This window comes from Erythrobacter westpacificensis (genome assembly GCF_039542285.1).
Taxonomy (GTDB): Bacteria; Pseudomonadota; Alphaproteobacteria; order Sphingomonadales; family Sphingomonadaceae; genus Alteraurantiacibacter; species Alteraurantiacibacter westpacificensis.
This window is the reverse complement of the sequence record NZ_BAABHV010000005.1, coordinates 35,001-55,363: the sequence shown is the minus strand read 5'-3', so window position 1 is coordinate 55,363 and position 20,363 is coordinate 35,001. Positions and strand designations below refer to the sequence as shown.

Here is a 20,363-nt window from a genome sequence, read left to right as displayed (position 1 = left end):
TGAAATGGTCCGAAGACGGGTGGTTTGCCGTCGAAAGTGCCGCTATGGACCCGATTCGAGCGAACCGGACACAATCACCGGCACGCACCTAATTTAGCGGCTATTCGTAGGGAGCACGAGCATGCCACTGGTCAATATGAAACCCCTGCTGCGGCACGCCATGGACAATGGCTATGCTGTCGCGGCCTTCAATCTCGTCGATTACAACACCACGAAGGGTATGGTGAAAGCGGCCGAGGCGCTGAACGCGCCGGTCATCTGCCAGACCTCGTCCAAGACCATCGACTATTACAGCCACGAGGAGATCGTTTCCTGGGTGCGCACGGTCGCGGAAAATTCGCCGGTGCCCGTCGTGCTGCATCTCGATCACTGCAAGAACCTGGAGATGATCGAGAAGTGCGCCGCCACCGGCTGGACCTCGATCATGATCGACGCGAGCGAATACCCGTTCGAGGAAAACCTCGAAATGTCGAAGAAGGTGCGCGACATCGCCGAGAAGTACGGCGTGGGCATGGAAGCCGAACTAGGCCAGATCATGGGCGTGGAAGACGACATGGTGGTGGCCGAGGAAGACTCCGTCCTGACCGATCCGGAAGACGCGAAGAAGTTCTGCGACGCGCTTGACCTTTCCGCCTTTGCCTGTGCCGTCGGCACCGCGCACGGTTTCTACAAGGGTGAGCCCAAGGTCGATTTCGACCGTATCAAGGCCATCAACGAAGCCACCAACACCCCGATGGCGCTGCACGGCGGCACCGGCCTTTCAGACGAGACGTTTGCCAAGGCCATCGCCCGCGGTTCGGCCAAGGTGAACATCTCCACCAACCTCAAGCACGTCTTCGTCGAAAGCTTCGAGGCCTATCGCAAGGCCAACCCGGACGATTACGAACCGCTGCGCGTGATCGATGCGCAATACCAGGCCTGCAAGGACCTGTTCGCAGGCTTCATCGAGAAGTTCGGCGGCAAGGACCAGGGCAGCAAGTTCCTCGCATCGACGAAAGAGAACGCCTGATGGTGAAGGCGATCATTTTCGATTGCGACGGCGTCCTGGTGGATACGGAGCGTGACGCCCACCGCGTCGGCTTCAACCGCGCTTTCGCGCATTTCGGCATCGATGCCGAGTGGTCCGTCGAACGTTACGGCGAACTGCTGAAAGTCGCCGGCGGCAAGGAACGGATGACGGCCTACTTCGATGAAGATGGCTGGCCCGAGGACAAGGTGGCCGAATACGGCGGCAAGCAGGAGCTGATCGCGGCCCTGCACAAGTACAAGACCGCCGAAGTCAGCCAGATCGTGCAGGAACTGCCCGTGCGCCCCGGCGTGCTGCGCATCGTGGACGAAGCGATGGCAAGCGGCGTGCGCCTCGGCGTGTGCACCACCTCGAATGCGAAGTTCATCGATGCCGTGCTCGACCTGTTCGGAGCGGAGCGCAAGGCGGCTTTCGAGTTCGTCCATGCAGGCGATGTGGTCTCGAAGAAGAAGCCCGACCCCGAGATTTACGAGCTGGCAACGAAGTCGCTCGGCCTCGATCCGAAGGAATGCGTGGTGATCGAGGACAGCCGCAACGGCCTGCTCGCATCCACCGGCGCGGGCTATCCCACGCTCATCACCACCAGCACCTATACTGTGGGCGAGGACTTCTCCGAAGCCGCGCGCGTGGTGCCCGAGCTGGGTGATGCGTCAAACCCCCAAATCACACTTGCAGACCTGTCCGCGCTGACCGCATAAGCGCGCATTAGGGAGAGAAAAATGTCGACAATTTCAATCGACCAGGTCGAAAAGACCATCGACATCACCTGCGATACGGTGATCCGCAACGAGAAGTATTTCTCCGATCTCGACGGCCTGGCCGGGGACGGCGATTTCGGCACCTCGCTGGCCACCGGGTTCAAGGTGATCAAGAAGGAACTGCCCGAAATCGACAAGAGCGCCATCGGCGCCATGCTGCTGAAGATCTCGATGATCTGTTCCAAGCACGTGGGCGGCTCGTCCGGCCCGATCTGGGGAACCGGCTTCATGCGCGCCGGAATGGTGGCCAAGGGTCTGGAAGAACTGACCTACCAGAACCTGGTCGACATGCTCGGCTCCGCCATCGAGGGTATCGTGGCCCGCGGCGGCGCGAAGCGCGGCGACAAGACGCTGCTCGACGCGCTCTGGCCGATCCACGACAAGATGCAGGAAATGGACGGCTCCGACCTTGGTGCCGTGCTGGCTGCCATCACGGCGGAAGCCGACAAGGCGATCGACGAGACCCGCACGCTGATCGCCCATCGCGGCCGCGCCAGCCAGGTGGGGCAGCGCAGCGCCGACACGCCCGATCCGGGCATCGTCGGCATCGCCACCATCCTCTACGACTGGTGCAAGGTCTACGGCGTCGATTACTCGCCGAATGCCAAGGAACTGAACCGCTAAGAGACACTCTTACAAGGGAGAGACCCACAATGAAGAAATTCGTCAACGATCCGGAGAACTTCGTTCCCGATTTCATGGCCGGTATCGCTGCCGCCAACCCGGACCTGCTGGAAGCCATTCCCGAGCACCAGCTGATCAAGCGTCGCAACGTCGATGCCAGCAAGGTGGCCATCGTTCAGGGTTCCGGATCGGGCCACGAACCCGCCCACGTCATGGCCGTCGGCCCCGGCATGCTGACCGCCGCCTGCCAGGGCCCGGTCTTCGCCGCTCCGCCGGTGGATGCCTGCTACGAAACCATCAAGTCCGTCGCCACCGACGCAGGCGTGCTGGTCCTGGTGAACAACTACCAGGGCGACCGCATGGCATGGGACATGGCAACAGAGCTGGCCGAGGCCGAGGGCATCAAGGTCAAGCAGTTCCACATCAACGACGACGTTGCCGTGCAGGACAGCCTCTACACCGTCGGCCGTCGCGGCGTGGCGGGCAACTTCTTCGTGATGAAGGCTTGCGGTGCGGCATCCGAGAACGGTGCCAGCCTCGATGAAGTGCTGGCGATTGCCGAGAAGGTGAACAACAACGTGCGCTCCATGGGCGTCGCACTCACCAGCTGCATCCCGCCTGCCAAGGGCGACCCCATCTTCGAAATCGGTGACGACGAGATGGAAGTCGGCGTCGGCATCCACGGCGAACCGGGCCGCGAGCGCGCCAAGATCACCAGCGCCGACGAGATCACCAAGTCCCTCTATGAAGCCGTGCAGACGGACCTGCCGTTCGAATCGGGCGACCGGGTTGCACTGATGATCAACGGCCTCGGCGGCACCCCGCCGGCCGAGCTCTACGTCATCTACAACAAGGCCGCGCAGCTTGCCGCCGAAACCGGCCTGACCGTGGCTCGCAACTATGTCGGCGAATACTGCACCTCGCTGGAAATGGCGGGCGCTTCGCTCACGATGCTGAAGCTGGACGACGAGCTCGAAAAGCTGCTGGCCGCACCGGCAGAAACGGCCACGCGCATCTTCTGATCGTCACCGATCAATAGCTGAAATGCCGGCGCCCGGCCCCTCGCAGGAGGGGCCGGGCGCTTCACTTTCTCGGAACATTGGCCCCCGCCTGTCCCTTGGTTAGACATGAGGACATCCGAAAACGCCGCCCATAACGATCACACCTTACCCAGCCGCCGAGACCGCCTGCGCGTGTTCATGCGCCTGAAATCGCAGCGACAACTGGCGCTGCTCGGCACCGGATTGTTTGCTGCCGTCTCTCTGGTGCTGGGCGTTGCCATGCTCAGCGAGGGCAATTCGCGCGACGTGGTGAAGCTTGGCGATGGCACGGCCAGCGTGGAGACCATGCCGGTCGCCGAGATCGATCTGCCACAGCCGATGCCTGCCACCACCCCCTCCCCCGCCGAAAGCGCGATGGGCGCAGGGGAGGCCAGCTTCTACGGCAATGAACTGGCAGGCAATCGCACGGCGAGCGGCGAGAGGTTCGATCCGCAGGCCCTTACGGCTGCGCACCGCACCTTACCGCTGGGCAGCGAAGTGCGTGTCACGAACCCGCGCAACGGCGAGAGCGTTGTCGTGCGCATCAACGATCGCGGTCCTTATCACGGCAACCGCGTGATCGACCTCAGCTACGCCGCCGCGCGCGAGATCGGGCTGATCCGCAGCGGAACCGGGCGAGTGAACCTGGCCCTACTGATGACCTGATCACCGTCTCCGGTTATCGACCCGCGTCACGCGCCGAATTGATATCCACGCTCTTGGGGCTTTTCGAGAACAGCGCAGTATAGGGGTCGTCCCCTGTTTCCATCAGGTGGGGTTCCGTGCCTTCGCGCACGGTCGTGCGACGCATGTCGCGCTTGTAGGCATTGTAGTCGTACTCGCCGCCCTTGTGCATGGTGCACAGGTTGTCCCAGATCACCATGTCACCCGGCTGCCACTGCCACTTGAAGGTGTACTTGTCCTGTGTGGTGTGGGCGATCAGGTCTTCGATCAGCTTGCGACCCTCGGCCTTGTCCATGCCTTCCACGTCCATCGTGTGCGCCGCGATGAACAGGCTCTTTCGGCCAGACCCTGCGTGGGTGTGGACGAGAGGATGCTTGGCCACGGGCCGTTCGTAAACCTCTTCCTCGCTGACTTCGGCGCCCGCTTTCTTCCTGCTCCACCAGAGCGAGTTCACTCCAACCTTGTCCTCGATAAGGTTCTTGGTTTCCTGCGGCAGGTCTTCATATGCCGTGCGCGCATCGGCGAACCAGGTTTCGCCGCCCGCACCGGCAGGCGGGGTGATGTGGGCGAGCAGAATCGAATAGCTGGTGCGCTTTTCCAGGAAGGCACTGTCGGTGTGCCACAGACGGTCGCCCTTGCGGTATTCGATGGCCGCAGGGTCGGTGGTGATCTCGCCTTCGAGGTTGAGGTTGGAGGCATCGAACAGCTCGCGGTAGGGGAGACGCGTCCTCTGTCCCTCCGGCCGCTTGGGCACGCGTTCGAGGTAGCCGAAATTACGGCTGAAATTGACGTGGTCCTCGTCGCTCATGCCGGTATCGCGCCAGACGGTGACGCCATACTTGTCCATGGCGTCTGTGATCTGCTTCACTTCGTCAGCATCCAGTTCGCGCGTCAGGTCCAGTCCCGAGCAGACCGCGCCGAAATTCGGCAGGATGGGTTCGCATTTCAAAGCCATTTTTCGCTCTCCACTTGGCTCGTTCCGGCCAGTTCGAATTCGTGAACGCATCATAGCGGCTTTCGGGCAAATTGACTATGCCCGATCTGGATACGGTTCTGGCACTGAATTGGCCTTCACGCTAGGATGCCCGGCATGATCAAGCCCCTCCTCCCGCTCGCCGCGCTGTCGCTTTCTGCCTGCGCCACCACGCCGCCCCCGTTCGATGGCGACGGCGATCCGCGCGTGCTCGACCCGACTGCGCAATGCGATGCCGCTGCCGCGCAGGATATGCTCGGCACAACCGCCAGCTCCGCGGTGGGCGAGCAACTGCTGGAAGCGTCCGGCGCACGCACCCTGCGCTGGGTTCCGCCTCGCACTGCCGTAACCATGGATTACCGCTCGGACCGACTCACCGTCTATTACGACGACGACCTGCAGATTGAGAGGATTACCTGTGGCTGACCCCGATTCGAACGGCCCCAACGACGGCCGCCAGCGTATTCCCCCGCTCGGCCCGTTCGAGGAAGCTGCCGGGTTCACCCGCGCCATTCGCGTGGGGGACCGGATCATCGTTTCCGGTAACGTGGGGGTTGAGGAGGATGGCAGCGTCAGCCCCGATGCCGGGCGACAGGCGGATCGCTGCTTCGAACAGATTCTCGATTACATCGGCCAGTTGGGCGGCCACGCGGGCGATGTGGTGCGCGTTCGCATGTTCGTAACCGAAATGAGCGATGCTGATGCCGTGACCGCCGCCTTCACCCGCGCCGTGGGGCACGCGCGGCCCACGGGAACGCTCGTGGGCATCAATGCGCTCTACAACCCGGAGTGGAAATGCGAAATCGAAGCCGAAGCCGTGATCGGAAGCCTGCAATGATTGCCCGCGCAGCGACGACCCTTAGCGCCGTGGCCCTGCTGGCCGGATGCGGTGACGACCTCGAAAGCCGCCAGCAGGCGGTGCAGGGTCTGGAGCCCGCCCGAGACGAGATCACGATCCGCAACGCAACACCGCAGGAGAGCGAGGCCACCGTCACGCGCCGGGCGCCAGAGGATAACGTGGACCAGGGCGCGGCAGTCGATGTGCCGCCTGAATCCCTGATCGACACGGCGCAGGGTTTCTCCGCAGACCCCATGGACGACGCGACAGGTTTCGATCCAACTCCAGACAATACAGGCGGATTCGCGCCTGAATCCATGGCACCTGAAAGTTTCGAGGAATAAGCCGCAAAGAGACAGGCGAAAAGTTTCACGAGATACCGGTTGCCCCGCAACGCGCCTTTTGACATGGCGCGCCAGCACATCATCCGTGCAGGAGATACGCATGACCGGACAGTTCCAGCTTACCGAAGACCAGCGCGCCATCCAGGAAATGGCGCAGCGTTTCACGGCGGATAACATCACTCCAAACGCGGGCGAGTGGGACGAGAAGCACCACTTCCCGGTCGACGTGATCAAGCGGACCGGCGAACTTGGCTTCGGCGCGATCTATGTCTCCGAAGAGTCCGGCGGCATTGCCCTGGGCCGGCTCGAAGCGGCGCTGATCATGGAAGCCATGGCCTACGGCTGCCCGACAACCAGCGCATTCATCTCCATCCACAACATGGCCGCATGGATGATCGACACCTTCGGTTCGGACGACCTGAAAGGCCGCTATCTCCCCGATCTCGTCTCGATGGAAAAACTGGCCAGCTACGCGCTGACGGAACCCTCCAGCGGCTCCGACGCAGCGGCGCTGAAGACCACGGCAAAGCGTGACGGCGATCACTACGTCCTCAACGGCACCAAGCAGTTCATTTCCGGCGGCGGCGTGAACGATGTCTACGTCGTGATGGTGCGCACCGGCGAACACAAGACGCGCGGCATCTCCTGCGTGGTGGTGGACAAGGACACCCCTGGCGTCAGCTTCGGCGCGCCGGAGAAGAAGCTGGGCTGGAACGCCAGCCCGACGGCGCAGGTCATCTTCGAAGATGCGCGCCTGCCGGTGGCAAACCGCGTGGGCGAGGAAGGCGACGGTTTCAAGTTCGCCATGGCGGGCCTCGACGGCGGACGGCTGAACATCGGCGCCTGCTCGCTTGGCGGCGCGCAGCGATGCCTGGACGAAGCGATTGCCTACGCCAGGGATCGCAACCAGTTCGGCCAGTCCATCGCCGATTTCCAGAACACCCAGTTCATGCTGGCCGACATGGCGACCGAGTTGGAAGCCGCCCGCGCCCTCCTCTACCTCGCCGCTGCAAAGGTGACGGACGGCGCGCCAGACAAGACACGCTTTTCGGCGATGGCCAAGCGCCTTGCGACGGATAGCGGTAGCAATGTCGTAAACAACGCGCTGCAACTGTTCGGCGGCTACGGTTACCTGAAGGACTATCCCATCGAACGTTTCTGGCGCGACCTGCGCGTGCATTCGATCCTGGAAGGCACGAACCAGGTCATGCGCATGATCGTCGGCCGCGACCTGCTCAAAGACTAAGGACTTTATGACCGATCTTCTCAACCTGCACACGCATGGCAACGTGGCGCACATCTCGCTCAATCGCCCCAAGGCGATCCATGCACTGACGCTGGAAATGTGCGAGGCAATGGGCCTGGCCCTGCTCGGCTGGCGCGAGGACGAGGGGGTCGAGCTGGTCCTGCTGGACCACGCGGAGGGGCGCGGTTTCTGCTCGGGCGGCGACGTGGCCTTGCTGCGCAATTCCGCCACCGAGGATGACGGCGTGCGCGGCCGCGAGTTCTTTCACACCGAGTATCGGCTGAACCACCTGCTGTTCACCTATCCCAAGCCCGTCGTCGCCTTCATGGACGGCGTGACCATGGGCGGCGGCGTGGGCATCAGCCAGCCGGCGAAGTACCGCGTGGCGACCGAGAACACGAAGTTCGCCATGCCGGAAGGCTCCATCGGCCTGTTTCCCGATGTGGGCGCTGGCCATTACCTCCCCCGCCTGCCCGGCCAGGTCGGCAAGTTCCTGGCGCTGACGGGTGCGCGGCTGGACGGCGCAGAGTGCCTGTGGGCGGGCCTTGCCACGCATTACATCGAGAGCGAGAAGCTGGCCGAAGTGAAGGCACGCCTGATCGCCGAGCCGGCAAACGTGGAAGCGATCCTCGACGAATTCGCCAGCGAAGCGCCCGATGCGCGGCTTGAAGGCAACCGCCGCAAGATCGACCGGCTCTTCGCTCCTGAAACGCTCGAAGGCATCATCGCCGCGCTGGAAGCGGACGACAGCGACTGGGCCGCGAAGGAACTGGTCGCCGTCCGGTCCAAGTGCCCGACAACCAGCAAGGTGGCGTTGCGCCAGTTCGAGGAGAACGCCGACTGCAGGAACTTCGCCGCCAACATGGCGATGGAGTACCGCGTGGCCAGCCGCATGATCATGCGCCCCGATTTCGCCGAGGGCGTGCGCGCCGTACTGGTGGACAAGGACAACGCGCCCAAGTGGGATCCTGCCGAGCCCGAAGGCGTGACGCAGGACATGCTGGACGCAATCTTCGCACCCTTGCCCGAAAGCGAGGAATGGACGCCGTTCCCGGCCGCTTGAGTCGTCACGCGCCGCAGACGTCCAGCAGACTCTCCACCCGCCCGCGATAGCTGTTGCCGAACAGGCGCAGATGCACGAGCATCGGCCACAACTGGTACGCAGGCACCCGCTCGCGCCAGCCGGGCGCAAGGCCGCTGGCGGCGAAGAACGTCTCGGGCGGGCTGCCGAAGACCTGCAGCATGGCGAAGTCCACTTCGCGGTCGCCATAGTAACAGGCAGGATCGATCAGCGCGGCGAGTTGTCCTTGATGAAACAGGACATTGCCGCTCCACAGGTCCCCGTGCAGCAGGGCTGACGGCGGAGTGGCGGGCAGCAGGTCCGGCAAGCGCGCTGCGGCCGTTTCCAGACGCCGCGCAAGCGCCACGTCGACGTGCCGGCAGAACGGCAGCACGCGCCGCTCGGCCCAGAAGCGCGGCCAGTCGTCCAGCGGGTCGTTCGATATCGTGACGCTGCCGAAGGCGTAGTCCGCGTTCCAGCCGTAGGCGCATTCCTGCGGCGCATGCAGCAGGCGCAGCGCCTCGGCCATGCTCTCCCATCCCGCCCGGCCATCGGCCTCAACGTGTTCCATCACCAGCAGGTCGCCGTCGCAATGCAGCACCTTGGGCGCGGGCGCTCCGGTTGCGGCGATCGCGCGCAACATCGCGCCTTCGCGGTCGACGAGGTGTCCCTCCTTCGCCACCACCGCCCGGCCGTCCGCCAGCGTTACCAGCGCCGCGCCGCCAAGGTCGCCGCCTGGCAACTGCCGGGCGTCGAGAACCGCCACGCCCATTGCCGCCTCGATGGCGTGGCCAAGGCTCACGAGAAGCGGGCGACCAGTGCCTTGGCCGCTGCGTTCACATCGGCCCAGGTCTGCTCGAAGCCTTCCGCCCCGCCGTAGTAAGGGTCAGCCACCGCCTGCCCTTCCCGCCCCGGCACCATGTCCAGCAGCAGGGCGAGCTCGGCGGTGGTGTCGCCAGGGGCGAGCTGGCGCAGGTTGCGCAGGTTGTCGGCGTCGAGCGCGAAGATGTGGGTGAAGCGCGTGAAGTCCTCGTAGACGACTTGCCGGGCGCGCAAGGTCGTGATGTCCACGCCCTCCTCCCGCGCCACCTCGATCGCGCGCGGGTCGGGCGGATTGCCGACATGCCAGTCGCCCGTGCCCGCACTGTCGATTTCCAATGCCAGTCCTGCCTCCCGCGCGGCGGTGCGCAGGGCACCCTCGGCCAGGGGCGAACGGCAGATATTGCCGAGGCAGACGAAGAGGATGGAGGGCGCGTCATTCATGCGCCGCACCCTATCATGCCGGCCACGGCCCCGTAATCGCCAATGTCATCGTCGGGCTGTAGGCGTTGACGAACAGCGTGCGCCCATCGGGAGAGAAGCACGCGCCCGCCAGTTCGGTCTGCCGGTGCAGCAGGGCCAGGGGATAGGCCGCCCCCTCCGGCGTAATGCCGCGCAAGTGGTTCTGCACGACGTCGTCGTAGCTGTCCTCGCATACGACGAGGTGCCCGAACGGGGCCACGGTGAGGTTGTCGCCGTAGCTGTATTCGCTTTCGTGCGGGCTTTCGTAGAACAGTTCCAGCACATCGGCGCTGTGGATGTCCGGCTGCAGGCGGAAGATCTGCCCTTCGCGCGCCGCGCCGCCGCTGGTGCAGGTGAAGAACAGCTCGCCCTCGCCCATCCAGATGCCCTCGCCCCGCGCGAACAAGGCCGCGCCCTGTGCCGCGCCGCGCTGGCGCAGGTCGTCCTCGGGTGCCTCGACGTCGTCCAGCGTGATCCAGGTGCCGCGCGCCGTGTCGCCTGCGCCCATGCTGCGGGCGGACCAGTTGCGCGTATCGTCGATGCCTTCCAGCACCAGCGCCTGCAATGTGCCCCCGCGTGCGAGCTGGCCGGGATAGGTGGGAAGGAAGCGGTAGAGCAGCGAAGCGTCGCGGTCCTCGGTGAGGTAGACGATGCCGGTGGCGGGATTGACGCAGGCCGCCTCGTGGTTGAAACGGCCCATGGCCTTCAGCGGCACGGGATCGACAAGGCCCGGCGCGTCGGCGGGCACTTCGAACACCCAGCCGTGATCCTGGTTGATGCGGCCATCGGCGCGGTCGGTGTTTTCCTCGCAGGTCAGCCAGCTGCCCCAAGGCGTGATGCCACCGGCGCAGTTGCGGATCGTGCCCGCCAGGCTGCGGTACTCGCGCTCCACTTCCAGAGTCGCCGCATCGAGCACCAGCGTCGTCGTGCCGCCGGGCAGCGGGCGCAGCGAGCGCGCGACCGTGTCGAATGCGGGGCCGGGCGGAATGTCCCCGCCCTCGTGCTCCGGCTTCAGTTCGTGGTTGCGCACCAGCGCCAGCTTGCCGTTGCCAAGGTCGAAACAGCCCATGCCGTCCGCCCTGTCAGGCACGGTGCCGCCATCGCCCATGGCATCGCCCAACCGCGAGATCACGCGGTAGGAGAAGCCTTCGGGCAGGTCGAACATGCCGGCCGGATCGGGCACCAGCGGCCCCACTGGACTGGCTGCGCCCGCCAGCGCGGGGCTGGACGATGCCTTCGGCCCCAGCGACGTGCAGCTGTTGAGGTAAAGGCCAGCGAAAGCCGTCCCGGTCAGGCCGAGGAACTGGCGACGATTTGATACTGACATATGGTCTGCGAACCCTGGTGAAGCCTGTCGTCTGTGACGCTTCGGCCTCTTGAACGTGAATTGTGCCAGTTATGTTGCAGTGATGAACCTGGAACACCGAACCGGCGCTTTTGAAAAACTCCGGATCTCCGGATTTATGCTTCCTATCAGATATATAGGCCCATGTTTGTCGTGCAAGGTGTAACCTTTCGCACAGCCCATGTGTTCCGCAAGATTTGGCCATGCCGAGGTTATCGACGCGGCCACCCGGTGTAGGACAGGCACCTCTCAGTCGGCGAGGTAAGCCGCGATCGCCTCGATATCGGCGTCGCTCAGCTCCGCTTTCCGGAAGAACGGCATCGCGCCCGATCCGCGCCGCACGAACAGGGTGAGGACCGGGGCGGAAAGGTCCGTGCGATCCTCCAGTGCGGCAGGCAGGCGGCCCTCGTACTTATGCGCCAATGCGGCTGTGCCGGGGAGCATTTCGGAGCGATCGTCCCCCGGCCCGCGACCGTGGCACGGCGCGCATTGCCGCTCGAAAACCTGCCGCCCGTGCACGACCTGCGGGTCTTCGCCTTGCGCGGCGACGGACAGCGAAACGGCACCTACGAGCGCCAGAGTGGCAAGCAGCAGCTTCACGCGCGCTCTCCTTCGCGGAACCGGGAGGGCCAGATGCCGCCCCGGCCCGGCGCGATGATGCCGTCGGGATCGACCGCGTCCTTCATGGCCTCGAGGAATTTGCGCAGCGCACCGCCGTTGAAGCTGTAGGTCTCCGCCACGTCGTCCTGGTAGATCGGCGCGGCGCGATAGTCGCCCCAGCCGTGCTCTGCCGCGACCGCAACCATGTGCTTCATCGAACGGTGGACCATAGCATTGTGCTCCGGGTCGTCGCGCTTGATGCTGGGCGCGAAAACCATCTGGAACGTGTTGGAATGCCAGAACAGCGGCGCGGTGACGGCGCTGAAATAGGGCGGCAGCGGGAACTGGCGCTGCGCATCGCCCAGCACGCGCTGCATTTCGAAAATGGCCTCCCCGTCCCGCGGAAGGACCGGGAAAAAACCGACGTGTCCATCGTCGCGTACGATTTCCCAGATGCCGAGCGAGGGAATGCCCAATGCGCCTTTGCGGCGGATCGCCGTGGGATAGGGCTGGGTGTCGTTTTCCAGTTGCTGTTCGGTTGCGGGCAGCGCGAAGTGGTCGCCGTCCAGCGCTTCTGCGCCGGGAATGTCAGACAAGATACGGTCCTTGGCATATTCCCACTGCGCCGCCGTCGCCGCGCGCGGGCCGAGGAATTGCAGGTCGATCGCCCAGCTGTGCAGGCCAGCGGCGGAAGCAGCGGCATCCATTTCCGCGTCCGATGGTCCGCCCATCTTCGTGGCGAGAGCCGCGAACTCCGGATTGCCCAGCAATGCCGAGAGCGGGCTGGCAAAGCGCACCTCGCTCACCATGCCGCTGTCCGACAGGTAATTCACGTGGTTCACCAGCTTGATGAGATCGCGCCGCCGGGGCACGCGGATCAGGCCGGTGCGATAGTATTCGGGCTGCGGCATCAGGCGAAAGCCCATCTTGGTGACGACGCCGAAATTGCCCTGTGCAAACAGGCCCGACGGGTCCGGCCCGAAGCCGTAAGGGTATTCCTGCCAGCTATCCGCGCCCGGCATGGCGCCCATGCCGGTGCGCATCAGCTCGCCATCGGGCAGCACCACTTCCATCCCGCAGTGCGCGCCGAAATGGTCGCGGAACTGCGGCATGGTGTAACCGACGCCCCGGTCAAGCGCATTGCCGACGGGCGATCCCCAGCCGGGATCGGGGCAGTCGATCATGACTTTCAGGCCGCGTTCCTGGATGTGGCGGTAGAGGTCGAAATAGGACACGCCCGGCTCGACGAGGCAGTAATTGCGATCTTCGTTCACCTCGATCACGCGGTCGAGCCGCTTCAGGTCCAGCACCGCGCTGCCCTGCACGTTGGGCGAGGCACCGCCGTAGCCGAAGTTCTTGCCGGTAGAGATCGGATGCAGCGGCACGCGGTGGCGCTTTGCAATGCGTACGACCTGCTGCACCTGCGCCACGTCAGCCGGGGCGACGGCGCTGCTCGCCTGGATTTCCTTGGGCGTGTTCCAAACCGGCGAAAAGGCGTCGCGGTAGGGGAACATGTCGCTGTCCGAAGACCAGACCCAGTCCTCGCCAGCGGCGCCGCGCAGGTCATCGAGAAAAGCGGCAAAGGCGCGCTCGTTCATGTCGGGCGGAAGGATCGTCATGCGGAAACGCTCGGGTGATGCGGGGCGATGATCCAGCGCACGGCCTGAACATCGTTCACGCGCGGCAGGTCCAGCGCCATGCGCGAGACGACGCGGCGGCCCTGGTGGTTGGCCAGCGTTTCCAGCACGAACGACGCGTCCGCCCCGGTGATGCCGCCCAGGACAAACCCCTTCCGCCGCCAGCGCGCATCGAGTTCGTCATACCACAGGTTCGTCACGTCGCCGGCAAAGCGCAGCACCGGCACCGGCACTTCGGCCACGTCCAGCGCGCCGGGGAAGCGGGTGTCGACCAGCATCGCGTCCAAGCCTTGGGGGGCGGCGGCGAAAGCGCCGTGCCAGCCAGTGCCGAGCGCGGGGACGACCGCGCCCCACTTGAGTATCTCGCGCCGACTTATCCCGGAAGAACCCATCATCGTGCAGCCTCCATTTCGGCCATCTCTTCGGCCAGCAGCGGTGTGTGCGCGCCGCGATCCTCCAGCGGAGCGGTAAGGTAGGCGGAAAGCGCCGCCAGTTCGGCGTCGGATATCTCGGTACGGCGGAACGGCGGCATCCAGGCAATTCCGTTGCGCACGAAATAGCTGATGACGGGAGCGGTCAGGTCCGTGCGGTCTTCCAGCACGCCGGGAATGTCCGTGCCTTCATACTTGATCGTCAGGCTGTTGGTGCCCGCCAGCCCCATCGAATCCGCATGGCACGGCGCGCACCAATGCGCATAGACGGCCTTGCCTTCCGCAAGTTCGGGGGCGGCAGGGCCGGTGCGAACGCTTTGCTGCGCGGTTGCCGCGCCCGTGGCAAACGCCAGCACGGCGGCGGTGGCAAGCACGATCCTCATGCCGCGCCTCCCGTCCGGCGCATGTGCCGATGCCGCTCCGGCCAGACGCCATAGCGGCCCGCCGAGATGATGCCGTTGGGATCGAGCGCGTCCTTGATCTGCTCGTTCACGCGGCGCAGCTTGTGATCGCCGAAGCTGTAGACCTCCATCACGTCGTCCATGAATGCAGGCGGGCAGCGGTATTCGCCCCAGCCGTGGTCGGCGCAGGTGCGGATGATCTCGCACACCGCGTCACGCAGGTGTGCGTTGCGCTCGTCCTTGTAGACCGGCACGGCGGCGAACAGCACGAAGCTGCGCGTCCAGCAGGTGACGGCGGGCGCGAACATGAACAGGTCCAGCCCCAGCCGCTCGCATTCGGAGCGCATGACCCGGTTCGCCTCGATAATGCCCTGGCCCGATCGCGGGATCACGGCGCTGAACCAGATATGCCCGTCGCTGGGGTTGAAATTGCCATAGCCGCGACTGCCGACGCTGAAGATTTCGAGAGACGGTATGCCGAAGCGTGGCTTGTGCACGCGCTCCATCTGTTCTGGCGAGAGCGGAAGGTCGACGTAGTCCGTCTCCGCAAACCGCACGCCGGGAATATGTTCGAAGCGGCTCTTCACATAGGCCCATTGCTCGCAGATCACCCGCTCGGGCCCGTAGAAGTTGGGCGCGAAAGACCACGCCGGAACGCCGCTTTCGGCAACCATGCGGTTCATCACTTCGGGCTCGGGAATCATCGCCATGGCGATCGGGTTCTCGCGGCTGAGCACGGGACTGCTGAATCCCGGCATGCCGTTGAAGAGGTTGCCGTACTCCAGTTCGTTGGCGATGCGGACAAGATCGTCGAGGTCTTCGTAGCGCATCACGCTGACGCTGGCGGAAAGCCATGCCTCGGGCGTGGGGAACATCCAGAACCCCATCTTGGTGACGACCCCGAGAGTCGACTGGCGGAACATTCCATCGAGGCACGGCCCGATACCCATGCGATACTGTTGCCAGGTCTCACTGCCGGGAAGCGCGCCCATGCCGGTGCGCAGCACTTCGCCGTCGGCCATCACTGCCTCGATCCCGCACACGGCCTCGAAATGGCCGCGATAGCCGGCGGCCGCATAGCCGCCGCCGCTATCGAGGGCATTACCGACAAGCGAGCCCCAGCCCGGGTCGGGCACGCTCATCATCAGCTTGGAGCCGGATTCGCGCAGGTGGCGATACATGTCGAAGAAGGATACCCCCGGCTCGACAAGCGCGGAGCAGTTGTCCTCGTTGACCTCGATAATGCGGTCCATGCGCTTCAGGTCCACGACCACACTGCCGCTGAGGACGGGGGCGGAGCCACCGTAGCCCAAGTTACGGCCCGTCGAGATGGGGTAGATCGGAATTGCGCGCTCGTTCGCAACGCGCACGACGGCCTGAACTTCCTCCAGGCTGGCAGGCGCAACGGCGGCGCTGGCGACTTTCTCGCCGGGTTCTCCCCAAAGGACGGAATAGAAATCGCGGTAGGTATGGAGATCGGCAGGCTGGTCGAACACCCACTCCTCGCCCACGGCATTGCGCATGGCGGCAAGGCCGTCGGCGAATGTCGCCGCGTCGATGCCCGGTGGTGTCGTCATTTCCCGTCCGCTCCCTCATCGCGATTCATACGCTCGTATAAATCAAGGGTCGGCAGGTTGTCCAGCCAGTGCGGCGCGCGCGAAGGCGATCAGGTAGGCTGGGTCGTCAAGGGCCCTTCCATCAGGTGGTGAGTGTGCGCCGTGCGTGCGGGGCGGAGGGCCGAGCGCCGCCCCCGATATGAAACGCAGGCGCGCGCGCAGCTCGTGCGCAGAAAGGTGAGGACAGTGCGGCGCGATGCTCTCGCGCAGGCGCAGGACGAACGTCTCCATCGACGCCAGCACCAGGTTGCGCGGCGCACCTTCGCCATGAGCGGCCAGTTCGTCGACCACGACAAGCGCACGTCCTCCATCGGTGAACCTTGCCGCAGTGCTCATGGGCTCCAGCCACCGCAACAGGATCTCGTGAAAGTCCATGCCCACGGCGATAAGATCCCATTCGGCAAGGATGGGATCGAGGTTCTGCTGCGCCAGCTCCGTCAGCAGGTTCTCGATGGTCTTGAAATGATACGTGACGAGCGTCGGATTGACCCCGGCCTGTTCGCCTACCTTGCGAACCGACAAGCCGGTAACGCCATGCATCACAACGATCTGCTCCGCCGCTGCAAGCAGGCGCTCACGGGTGCCCGGCTGTTTCATGAAACTTCACATGGCGGCACGACCGGCAGACCGCAAGCGTCATGGCACGGGAAGGGACGCTCCCCGATGGCGACGTTTCGATCCATACCGTCCGTGCATCGATCCTGGCACCACCCCGAAATGCAAAAAACCCTGCTGAATCCAGCAGGGCATCAAATGGGTCATGGTGAGTGACGGTGGTTGCGGGAGTTGGATTTGAACCAACGACCTTCAGGTTATGAGCCTGACGAGCTACCGGACTGCTCCATCCCGCGGCACCGTTAGTGGACGTCTGGTAGAGACGCCAAAAGGGCCGCCCTTGCGGGTCAGCCTTCTGACTTGTGAATGGGTTATTTCCTTGCAAGCCCGCCGGCTGCAATGCCTGGCGGCGACCTACTCTCCCAACGCTTAAGCGTTAGTACCATCGGCGCTGCCTGGTTTCACGGCCGAGTTCGAGATGGGATCGGGTGGGTCACAGGCGCTATGGCCACCAAGCAATGAAGCCGGCGTGCGGGCAAGGTTTTAAATCGATGCACCAATCATGGTGTGCTTGTTGAAGGCGTCGTTATCCGGCTGGGAGTATTCCTCCACAACGCTAGGCCTCAGGCCTGACGTTGATGGTGGGATCCACCAAGCGCGAACAGAACTATTAGGACTGGTTAGCTCCATGCATTACTGCACTTCCACACCCAGCCTATCAACGTGATGGTCTATCACGGTTCGATGATTGCTAATCTTGAGGGAGGCTTCCCGCTTAGATGCTTTCAGCGGTTATCCCGTCCATACATAGCTACCCTGCTGCACCGCTGGCGCGATGACAGGTACACCAGAGGTATGTTCACCCCGGTCCTCTCGTACTAGGGGCAACTCCTCTCAACAATCGACGCCCACGGCAGATAGGGACCAAACTGTCTCGCGACGTTCTGAACCCAGCTCACGTACCACTTTAATTGGCGAACAGCCAAACCCTTGGGACCTGCTCCAGCCCCAGGATGTGATGAGCCGACATCGAGGTGCCAAACACTGCCGTCGATATGAGCTCTTGGGCAGTATCAGCCTGTTATCCCCGGCGTACCTTTTATCCGTTGAGCGATGGCCCTTCCACGAGGGACCACCGGATCACTATGACCGACTTTCGTCTCTGCTCGACTCGTCAGTCTCGCAGTCAGGCAGGCTTATGCCATTGCACTCTCGCAGCTGGTTTCCAACCAGCCTGAGCCTACCATCGCGCGCCTCCGTTACTCTTTAGGAGGCGACCGCCCCAGTCAAACTACCCGCCACAGAGGGTCCCTGAACCGGATAACGGTTCTAGGTTAGACATCAGAAAACAACAGGGTGGTATTTCACCTATGGCTCCACTCGGACTGGCGCCCAAGTTTCAAAGCCTCCCACCTATGCTACACAGTTCTTTCCTAATGCCACTCTGAAGCTGCAGTAAAGGTGCACGGGGTCTTTCCGTCTAACCGCGGGTATCCCGCATCTTCACGGGAACTTCAATTTCGCTGAGCATATCCTGGAGACAGTGGGGAAGTCGTTACGCCATTCGTGCAGGTCGGAACTTACCCGACAAGGAATTTCGCTACCTTAGGACCGTTATAGTTACGGCCGCCGTTTACTGGGGCTTCAATTCGGAGCTTGCACTCCTCCTCTTAACCTTCCAGCACCGGGCAGGCGTCAGACCCTATACGTCGTCTTGAAGCCGACTTAGCAGAGTCCTGTGTTTTTGATAAACAGTCGCTACCCCCTGGCCTGTGCCCCCTGAAAAGAGTTGCCTCGATTCAGGGCCTCCTTCTTCCGAAGGTACGGAGGCAATTTGCCGAGTTCCTTCAGGATACTTCACTCAAGCGCCTTGGTATACTCTACCTGACCACCTGTGTCGGTTTCGGGTACGGTCTATATGGAGAGGCTATTTCCCGGGACAACTTGGCAGCCCAACCAATCCGATAAGGTTGAACTACTTCCGCCATCCGTCACACATCTCCAGGCCCACGAATATTAACGTGGTTCCCATCGACTACCCCCTTCGGGCTCGTCTTAGGGGCCGGCTCACCCTGCGCCGATTAGCGTTGCGCAGGAACCCTTGGTCTTTCGGCGAGAGGGCATCTCACCCTCTTTATCGCTACTCATGTCAGCATTCGCACTTCCGATACGTCCACCGTCGGTTACCCTTCGGCTTCACTCGCTTACGGAACGCTCCGCTACCGCTGCAGTAAACTGCAACCCTAAGCTTCGGTGCATATCTTTAGCCCCGTTACATCTTCGCCGCAGGAACCCTTATTTAGACCAGTGAGCTGTTACGCTTTCTTTAAAGGATGGCTGCTTCTAAGCCAACCTCCTGGTTGTTTTGGGATTCCCACATGCTTTCCCACTTAGATATGACTTGGGGACCTTAGCTGTAGGTTAGGGCTGTTTCCCTTTTGACGACGGACCTTAGCACCCGCCGTCTGTCTGCTGGACAAGACTCGATGGTATTCGGAGTTTGGTTAGGCTTGGTACGGCTCGCGCCGCCCGCACCCATCCAGTGCTCTACCCCCATCGGCATACATCCAACGCTCTACCTCAATAGATTTCGCGGAGAACCAGCTATTTCCCGGCTTGATTGGCCTTTCACCCCTAAACACAACTCATCCGATAATTTTTCAACATTAAACGGTTCGGCCCTCCAGTGCGTGTTACCGCACCTTCAGCCTGGTCATGCCTAGATCGCCGGGGTTCGGGTCTAATCCAACATACTCAGTCGCCCTATTCAGACTCGCTTTCGCTGCGCCTACACCTAACGGCTTAAGCTCGCATGTTAGATTAAGTCACTGACCCATTATGCAAGAGGTACGCTGTCACCCCCTATGGGGCTCCAACTGATTGTAAGCATTCGGTTTCAGGTACTGTTTCACTCCCCTAATCGGGGTGCTTTTCACCTTTCCCTCACGGTACTGTGTTCGCTATCGGTCATGTACGAGTATTTAGGCTTGGAGGGTGGTCCCCCCATATTCAGACAGGATTTCACGTGTCCCGCCCTACTCAAGTCCTTCATCATCACTTTCGCATACGGGGCTGTCACCCGCTATGGCCACTCTTTCCAAAGTGTTTTGCTAGTTGAAATGAAGGCACTGGCCTGGTCCCGGTTCGCTCGCCACTACTACGGGAATCTCGGTTGATGTCTTTTCCTCCGGGTACTGAGATGTTTCAGTTCCCCGGGTTCGCTTCACCAAACCTATATATTCAGTCTGGTGATACCTTATCCACCTCTCCACCACATTCCGAAGAATGCAGAGAAGAAATGGTGAAGGTGGGTTTCCCCATTCGGAAATCGCCGGATCGAAGCTTGCTCACAGCTCCCCGACGCTTATCGCAGCGTGCCACGTCCTTCTTCGCCTGTACATGCCAAGGCATCCACCAAATGCTCTTACCTCACGCTTGAGAATCCACACCATCAACGACAAGCCTGCATAAAAGCGAGCCGATACAATGGCGCGGAGGAATTATCTCAGCCAGATAATCAATTTGATTGATTTGTGATTTGCCATCGTCTGGGCCAGGCCAAAGGCCTTGCCAGCGCGACGACACCTCACGGCATCGATTTAAAAACCCATTCACAATGTCAAAGACGCGACGGCCAGATGCCGTCACTACCCGCCGAAGCGGGATTAGTTTTCCCAATCACTGGAGTTGTCTGGTGGAGCCTATCGGGATCGAACCGATGACCCCCTGCTTGCAAAGCAGGTGCTCTCCCAGCTGAGCTAAGGCCCCGTAACAGACAAGAGAAATGGTGGGCCTGAGTGGATTCGAACCACTGACCTCACCCTTATCAGGGGTGCGCTCTAACCAACTGAGCTACAGGCCCACACGTGCCAACGCTGGCCGAAAGGCCGCGGGCGGCGTGAG

The 20,363-nt window shown here is 62.7% G+C and carries 20 protein-coding genes, 3 tRNA genes and 2 rRNA genes; 10 read left to right on the top strand and 15 right to left on the bottom strand.

Annotated elements, in window-relative coordinates:
* Positions 1–121: 121 nt before the first annotated feature.
* The 5 genes from ABFX23_RS02725 (at position 122) to ABFX23_RS02705 (ending at position 4,115) form a co-directional block, all read left to right on the top strand.
* The gene (locus ABFX23_RS02725) at positions 122–1,009 is read left to right on the top strand and encodes a class II fructose-bisphosphate aldolase (protein WP_346031595.1); all 888 of its coding nucleotides are present in this window, start codon (positions 122–124) and stop codon (positions 1,007–1,009) included.
* Positions 1,009–1,725 (top strand): HAD-IA family hydrolase, encoded by a 717-nt coding sequence (locus ABFX23_RS02720; RefSeq protein WP_346031594.1) that lies wholly within the window; start codon positions 1,009–1,011, stop codon positions 1,723–1,725. The genes ABFX23_RS02725 and ABFX23_RS02720 overlap by 1 nt, the downstream gene beginning before the upstream one ends.
* A gap of 21 nt (positions 1,726–1,746) precedes the next feature.
* Complete coding sequence (dhaL, locus tag ABFX23_RS02715; RefSeq protein ID WP_346031593.1) at positions 1,747–2,409, top strand: dihydroxyacetone kinase subunit DhaL; 663 nt, start codon at positions 1,747–1,749, stop codon at positions 2,407–2,409.
* A gap of 29 nt (positions 2,410–2,438) precedes the next feature.
* Positions 2,439–3,431 (top strand): dihydroxyacetone kinase subunit DhaK, encoded by a 993-nt coding sequence (gene dhaK, locus ABFX23_RS02710; RefSeq protein WP_346031592.1) that lies wholly within the window; start codon positions 2,439–2,441, stop codon positions 3,429–3,431.
* Positions 3,432–3,536: 105 nt separating this feature from the next.
* A complete protein-coding gene (locus ABFX23_RS02705; RefSeq protein ID WP_346031591.1) occupies positions 3,537–4,115 on the top strand; it encodes a septal ring lytic transglycosylase RlpA family protein in 579 nt (192 codons plus the stop codon).
* Between the two features lie 13 nt (positions 4,116–4,128).
* On the opposite strand, the gene ABFX23_RS02700 is transcribed toward ABFX23_RS02705, so the two are convergent.
* Entirely contained in the window at positions 4,129–5,088 is a 960-nt protein-coding gene (locus ABFX23_RS02700; RefSeq protein ID WP_346031590.1) for a TauD/TfdA dioxygenase family protein, read from the bottom strand.
* 135 nt (positions 5,089–5,223) lie between these two features.
* On the opposite strand from ABFX23_RS02700, the gene ABFX23_RS02695 reads away from it, so the two are divergent.
* The 5 genes from ABFX23_RS02695 to ABFX23_RS02675 all read left to right on the top strand — a co-directional run bounded on the left by ABFX23_RS02695 (position 5,224) and on the right by ABFX23_RS02675 (position 8,597).
* Complete coding sequence (locus ABFX23_RS02695; RefSeq protein ID WP_346031589.1) at positions 5,224–5,532, top strand: I78 family peptidase inhibitor; 309 nt, start codon at positions 5,224–5,226, stop codon at positions 5,530–5,532.
* The gene (locus tag ABFX23_RS02690) at positions 5,525–5,944 is read left to right on the top strand and encodes a Rid family hydrolase (RefSeq protein WP_346031588.1); all 420 of its coding nucleotides are present in this window, start codon (positions 5,525–5,527) and stop codon (positions 5,942–5,944) included. Before ABFX23_RS02695 ends, ABFX23_RS02690 begins: the two co-directional genes overlap by 8 nt.
* Positions 5,941–6,288 (top strand): hypothetical protein, encoded by a 348-nt coding sequence (locus ABFX23_RS02685; protein ID WP_346031587.1) that lies wholly within the window; start codon positions 5,941–5,943, stop codon positions 6,286–6,288. Before ABFX23_RS02690 ends, ABFX23_RS02685 begins: the two co-directional genes overlap by 4 nt.
* Before the next feature lie 100 nt (positions 6,289–6,388).
* Positions 6,389–7,534: an acyl-CoA dehydrogenase family protein gene (locus tag ABFX23_RS02680; RefSeq protein WP_346031586.1), complete on the top strand. Its 1,146-nt coding sequence runs from the start codon at positions 6,389–6,391 to the stop codon at positions 7,532–7,534.
* A gap of 7 nt (positions 7,535–7,541) precedes the next feature.
* Positions 7,542–8,597, top strand: coding sequence for an enoyl-CoA hydratase/isomerase family protein (locus ABFX23_RS02675; protein WP_346031585.1), 1,056 nt, complete (start codon positions 7,542–7,544; stop codon positions 8,595–8,597).
* Positions 8,598–8,601: 4 nt separating this feature from the next.
* On the opposite strand, the gene ABFX23_RS02670 is transcribed toward ABFX23_RS02675, so the two are convergent.
* The 14 genes from ABFX23_RS02670 to ABFX23_RS02605 form a co-directional block, all read right to left on the bottom strand.
* Complete coding sequence (locus ABFX23_RS02670; protein WP_346031584.1) at positions 8,602–9,396, bottom strand: fructosamine kinase family protein; 795 nt, start codon at positions 9,394–9,396, stop codon at positions 8,602–8,604.
* Positions 9,393–9,857 carry a low molecular weight protein-tyrosine-phosphatase gene (locus ABFX23_RS02665; RefSeq protein ID WP_346031583.1) on the bottom strand — a complete coding sequence of 155 codons (465 nt, stop codon included), beginning with the start codon at positions 9,855–9,857 and terminating at the stop codon, positions 9,393–9,395. Before ABFX23_RS02665 ends, ABFX23_RS02670 begins: the two co-directional genes overlap by 4 nt.
* Positions 9,858–9,870: 13 nt before the next feature.
* The gene (locus ABFX23_RS02660) at positions 9,871–11,202 is read right to left on the bottom strand and encodes an alkaline phosphatase PhoX (RefSeq protein WP_346031582.1); all 1,332 of its coding nucleotides are present in this window, start codon (positions 11,200–11,202) and stop codon (positions 9,871–9,873) included.
* 267 nt (positions 11,203–11,469) lie between these two features.
* On the bottom strand, positions 11,470–11,820 hold the full coding sequence (locus ABFX23_RS02655; RefSeq protein ID WP_346031581.1) for a c-type cytochrome: 351 nt from the start codon (positions 11,818–11,820) through the stop codon (positions 11,470–11,472).
* Positions 11,817–13,439 (bottom strand): FAD-binding oxidoreductase, encoded by a 1,623-nt coding sequence (locus ABFX23_RS02650; RefSeq protein ID WP_346031580.1) that lies wholly within the window; start codon positions 13,437–13,439, stop codon positions 11,817–11,819. Before ABFX23_RS02650 ends, ABFX23_RS02655 begins: the two co-directional genes overlap by 4 nt.
* Positions 13,436–13,852, bottom strand: coding sequence for a hypothetical protein (locus ABFX23_RS02645; RefSeq protein ID WP_346031579.1), 417 nt, complete (start codon positions 13,850–13,852; stop codon positions 13,436–13,438). Before ABFX23_RS02645 ends, ABFX23_RS02650 begins: the two co-directional genes overlap by 4 nt.
* A complete protein-coding gene (locus ABFX23_RS02640; RefSeq protein WP_346031578.1) occupies positions 13,849–14,271 on the bottom strand; it encodes a c-type cytochrome in 423 nt (140 codons plus the stop codon). The genes ABFX23_RS02645 and ABFX23_RS02640 overlap by 4 nt, the downstream gene beginning before the upstream one ends.
* On the bottom strand, positions 14,268–15,866 hold the full coding sequence (locus ABFX23_RS02635; protein WP_346031577.1) for an FAD-binding oxidoreductase: 1,599 nt from the start codon (positions 15,864–15,866) through the stop codon (positions 14,268–14,270). The genes ABFX23_RS02640 and ABFX23_RS02635 overlap by 4 nt, the downstream gene beginning before the upstream one ends.
* Before the next feature lie 42 nt (positions 15,867–15,908).
* Complete coding sequence (locus tag ABFX23_RS02630) at positions 15,909–16,502, bottom strand: TetR/AcrR family transcriptional regulator (RefSeq protein ID WP_346031576.1); 594 nt, start codon at positions 16,500–16,502, stop codon at positions 15,909–15,911.
* 177 nt (positions 16,503–16,679) lie between these two features.
* Positions 16,680–16,756: transfer RNA gene (locus ABFX23_RS02625), tRNA-Met, on the bottom strand.
* 105 nt (positions 16,757–16,861) lie between these two features.
* Positions 16,862–16,976: ribosomal RNA gene (rrf, locus tag ABFX23_RS02620) — 5S ribosomal RNA — on the bottom strand.
* 134 nt (positions 16,977–17,110) lie between these two features.
* Positions 17,111–19,898, bottom strand: a 23S ribosomal RNA gene (locus ABFX23_RS02615).
* Between the two features lie 254 nt (positions 19,899–20,152).
* Positions 20,153–20,228 (bottom strand) — tRNA-Ala (locus tag ABFX23_RS02610).
* 17 nt (positions 20,229–20,245) lie between these two features.
* Positions 20,246–20,322, bottom strand: a tRNA-Ile gene (locus tag ABFX23_RS02605).
* Positions 20,323–20,363: the final 41 nt, after the last annotated feature.

What these genes read in the sequence shown, in the direction of transcription:
- ABFX23_RS02725 (WP_346031595.1), top strand. Translation starts at nt 122, where the DNA reads ATGCCACTGGTCAATATGAAACCCCTGCTGCGGCACGCCATGGACAAT.
- ABFX23_RS02720 (WP_346031594.1), top strand. Translation starts at nt 1,009, where the DNA reads ATGGTGAAGGCGATCATTTTCGATTGCGACGGCGTCCTGGTGGATACG.
- dhaL (WP_346031593.1), top strand. Translation starts at nt 1,747, where the DNA reads ATGTCGACAATTTCAATCGACCAGGTCGAAAAGACCATCGACATCACC.
- dhaK (WP_346031592.1), top strand. Translation starts at nt 2,439, where the DNA reads ATGAAGAAATTCGTCAACGATCCGGAGAACTTCGTTCCCGATTTCATG.
- ABFX23_RS02705 (WP_346031591.1), top strand. Translation starts at nt 3,537, where the DNA reads ATGAGGACATCCGAAAACGCCGCCCATAACGATCACACCTTACCCAGC.
- ABFX23_RS02700 (WP_346031590.1), bottom strand. Translation starts at nt 5,088, where the DNA reads ATGGCTTTGAAATGCGAACCCATCCTGCCGAATTTCGGCGCGGTCTGC.
- ABFX23_RS02695 (WP_346031589.1), top strand. Translation starts at nt 5,224, where the DNA reads ATGATCAAGCCCCTCCTCCCGCTCGCCGCGCTGTCGCTTTCTGCCTGC.
- ABFX23_RS02685 (WP_346031587.1), top strand. Translation starts at nt 5,941, where the DNA reads ATGATTGCCCGCGCAGCGACGACCCTTAGCGCCGTGGCCCTGCTGGCC.
- ABFX23_RS02680 (WP_346031586.1), top strand. Translation starts at nt 6,389, where the DNA reads ATGACCGGACAGTTCCAGCTTACCGAAGACCAGCGCGCCATCCAGGAA.
- ABFX23_RS02675 (WP_346031585.1), top strand. Translation starts at nt 7,542, where the DNA reads ATGACCGATCTTCTCAACCTGCACACGCATGGCAACGTGGCGCACATC.
- ABFX23_RS02665 (WP_346031583.1), bottom strand. Translation starts at nt 9,857, where the DNA reads ATGAATGACGCGCCCTCCATCCTCTTCGTCTGCCTCGGCAATATCTGC.
- ABFX23_RS02660 (WP_346031582.1), bottom strand. Translation starts at nt 11,202, where the DNA reads ATGTCAGTATCAAATCGTCGCCAGTTCCTCGGCCTGACCGGGACGGCT.
- ABFX23_RS02650 (WP_346031580.1), bottom strand. Translation starts at nt 13,439, where the DNA reads ATGACGATCCTTCCGCCCGACATGAACGAGCGCGCCTTTGCCGCTTTT.
- ABFX23_RS02645 (WP_346031579.1), bottom strand. Translation starts at nt 13,852, where the DNA reads ATGATGGGTTCTTCCGGGATAAGTCGGCGCGAGATACTCAAGTGGGGC.
- ABFX23_RS02640 (WP_346031578.1), bottom strand. Translation starts at nt 14,271, where the DNA reads ATGAGGATCGTGCTTGCCACCGCCGCCGTGCTGGCGTTTGCCACGGGC.
- ABFX23_RS02635 (WP_346031577.1), bottom strand. Translation starts at nt 15,866, where the DNA reads ATGACGACACCACCGGGCATCGACGCGGCGACATTCGCCGACGGCCTT.
- ABFX23_RS02630 (WP_346031576.1), bottom strand. Translation starts at nt 16,502, where the DNA reads ATGAAACAGCCGGGCACCCGTGAGCGCCTGCTTGCAGCGGCGGAGCAG.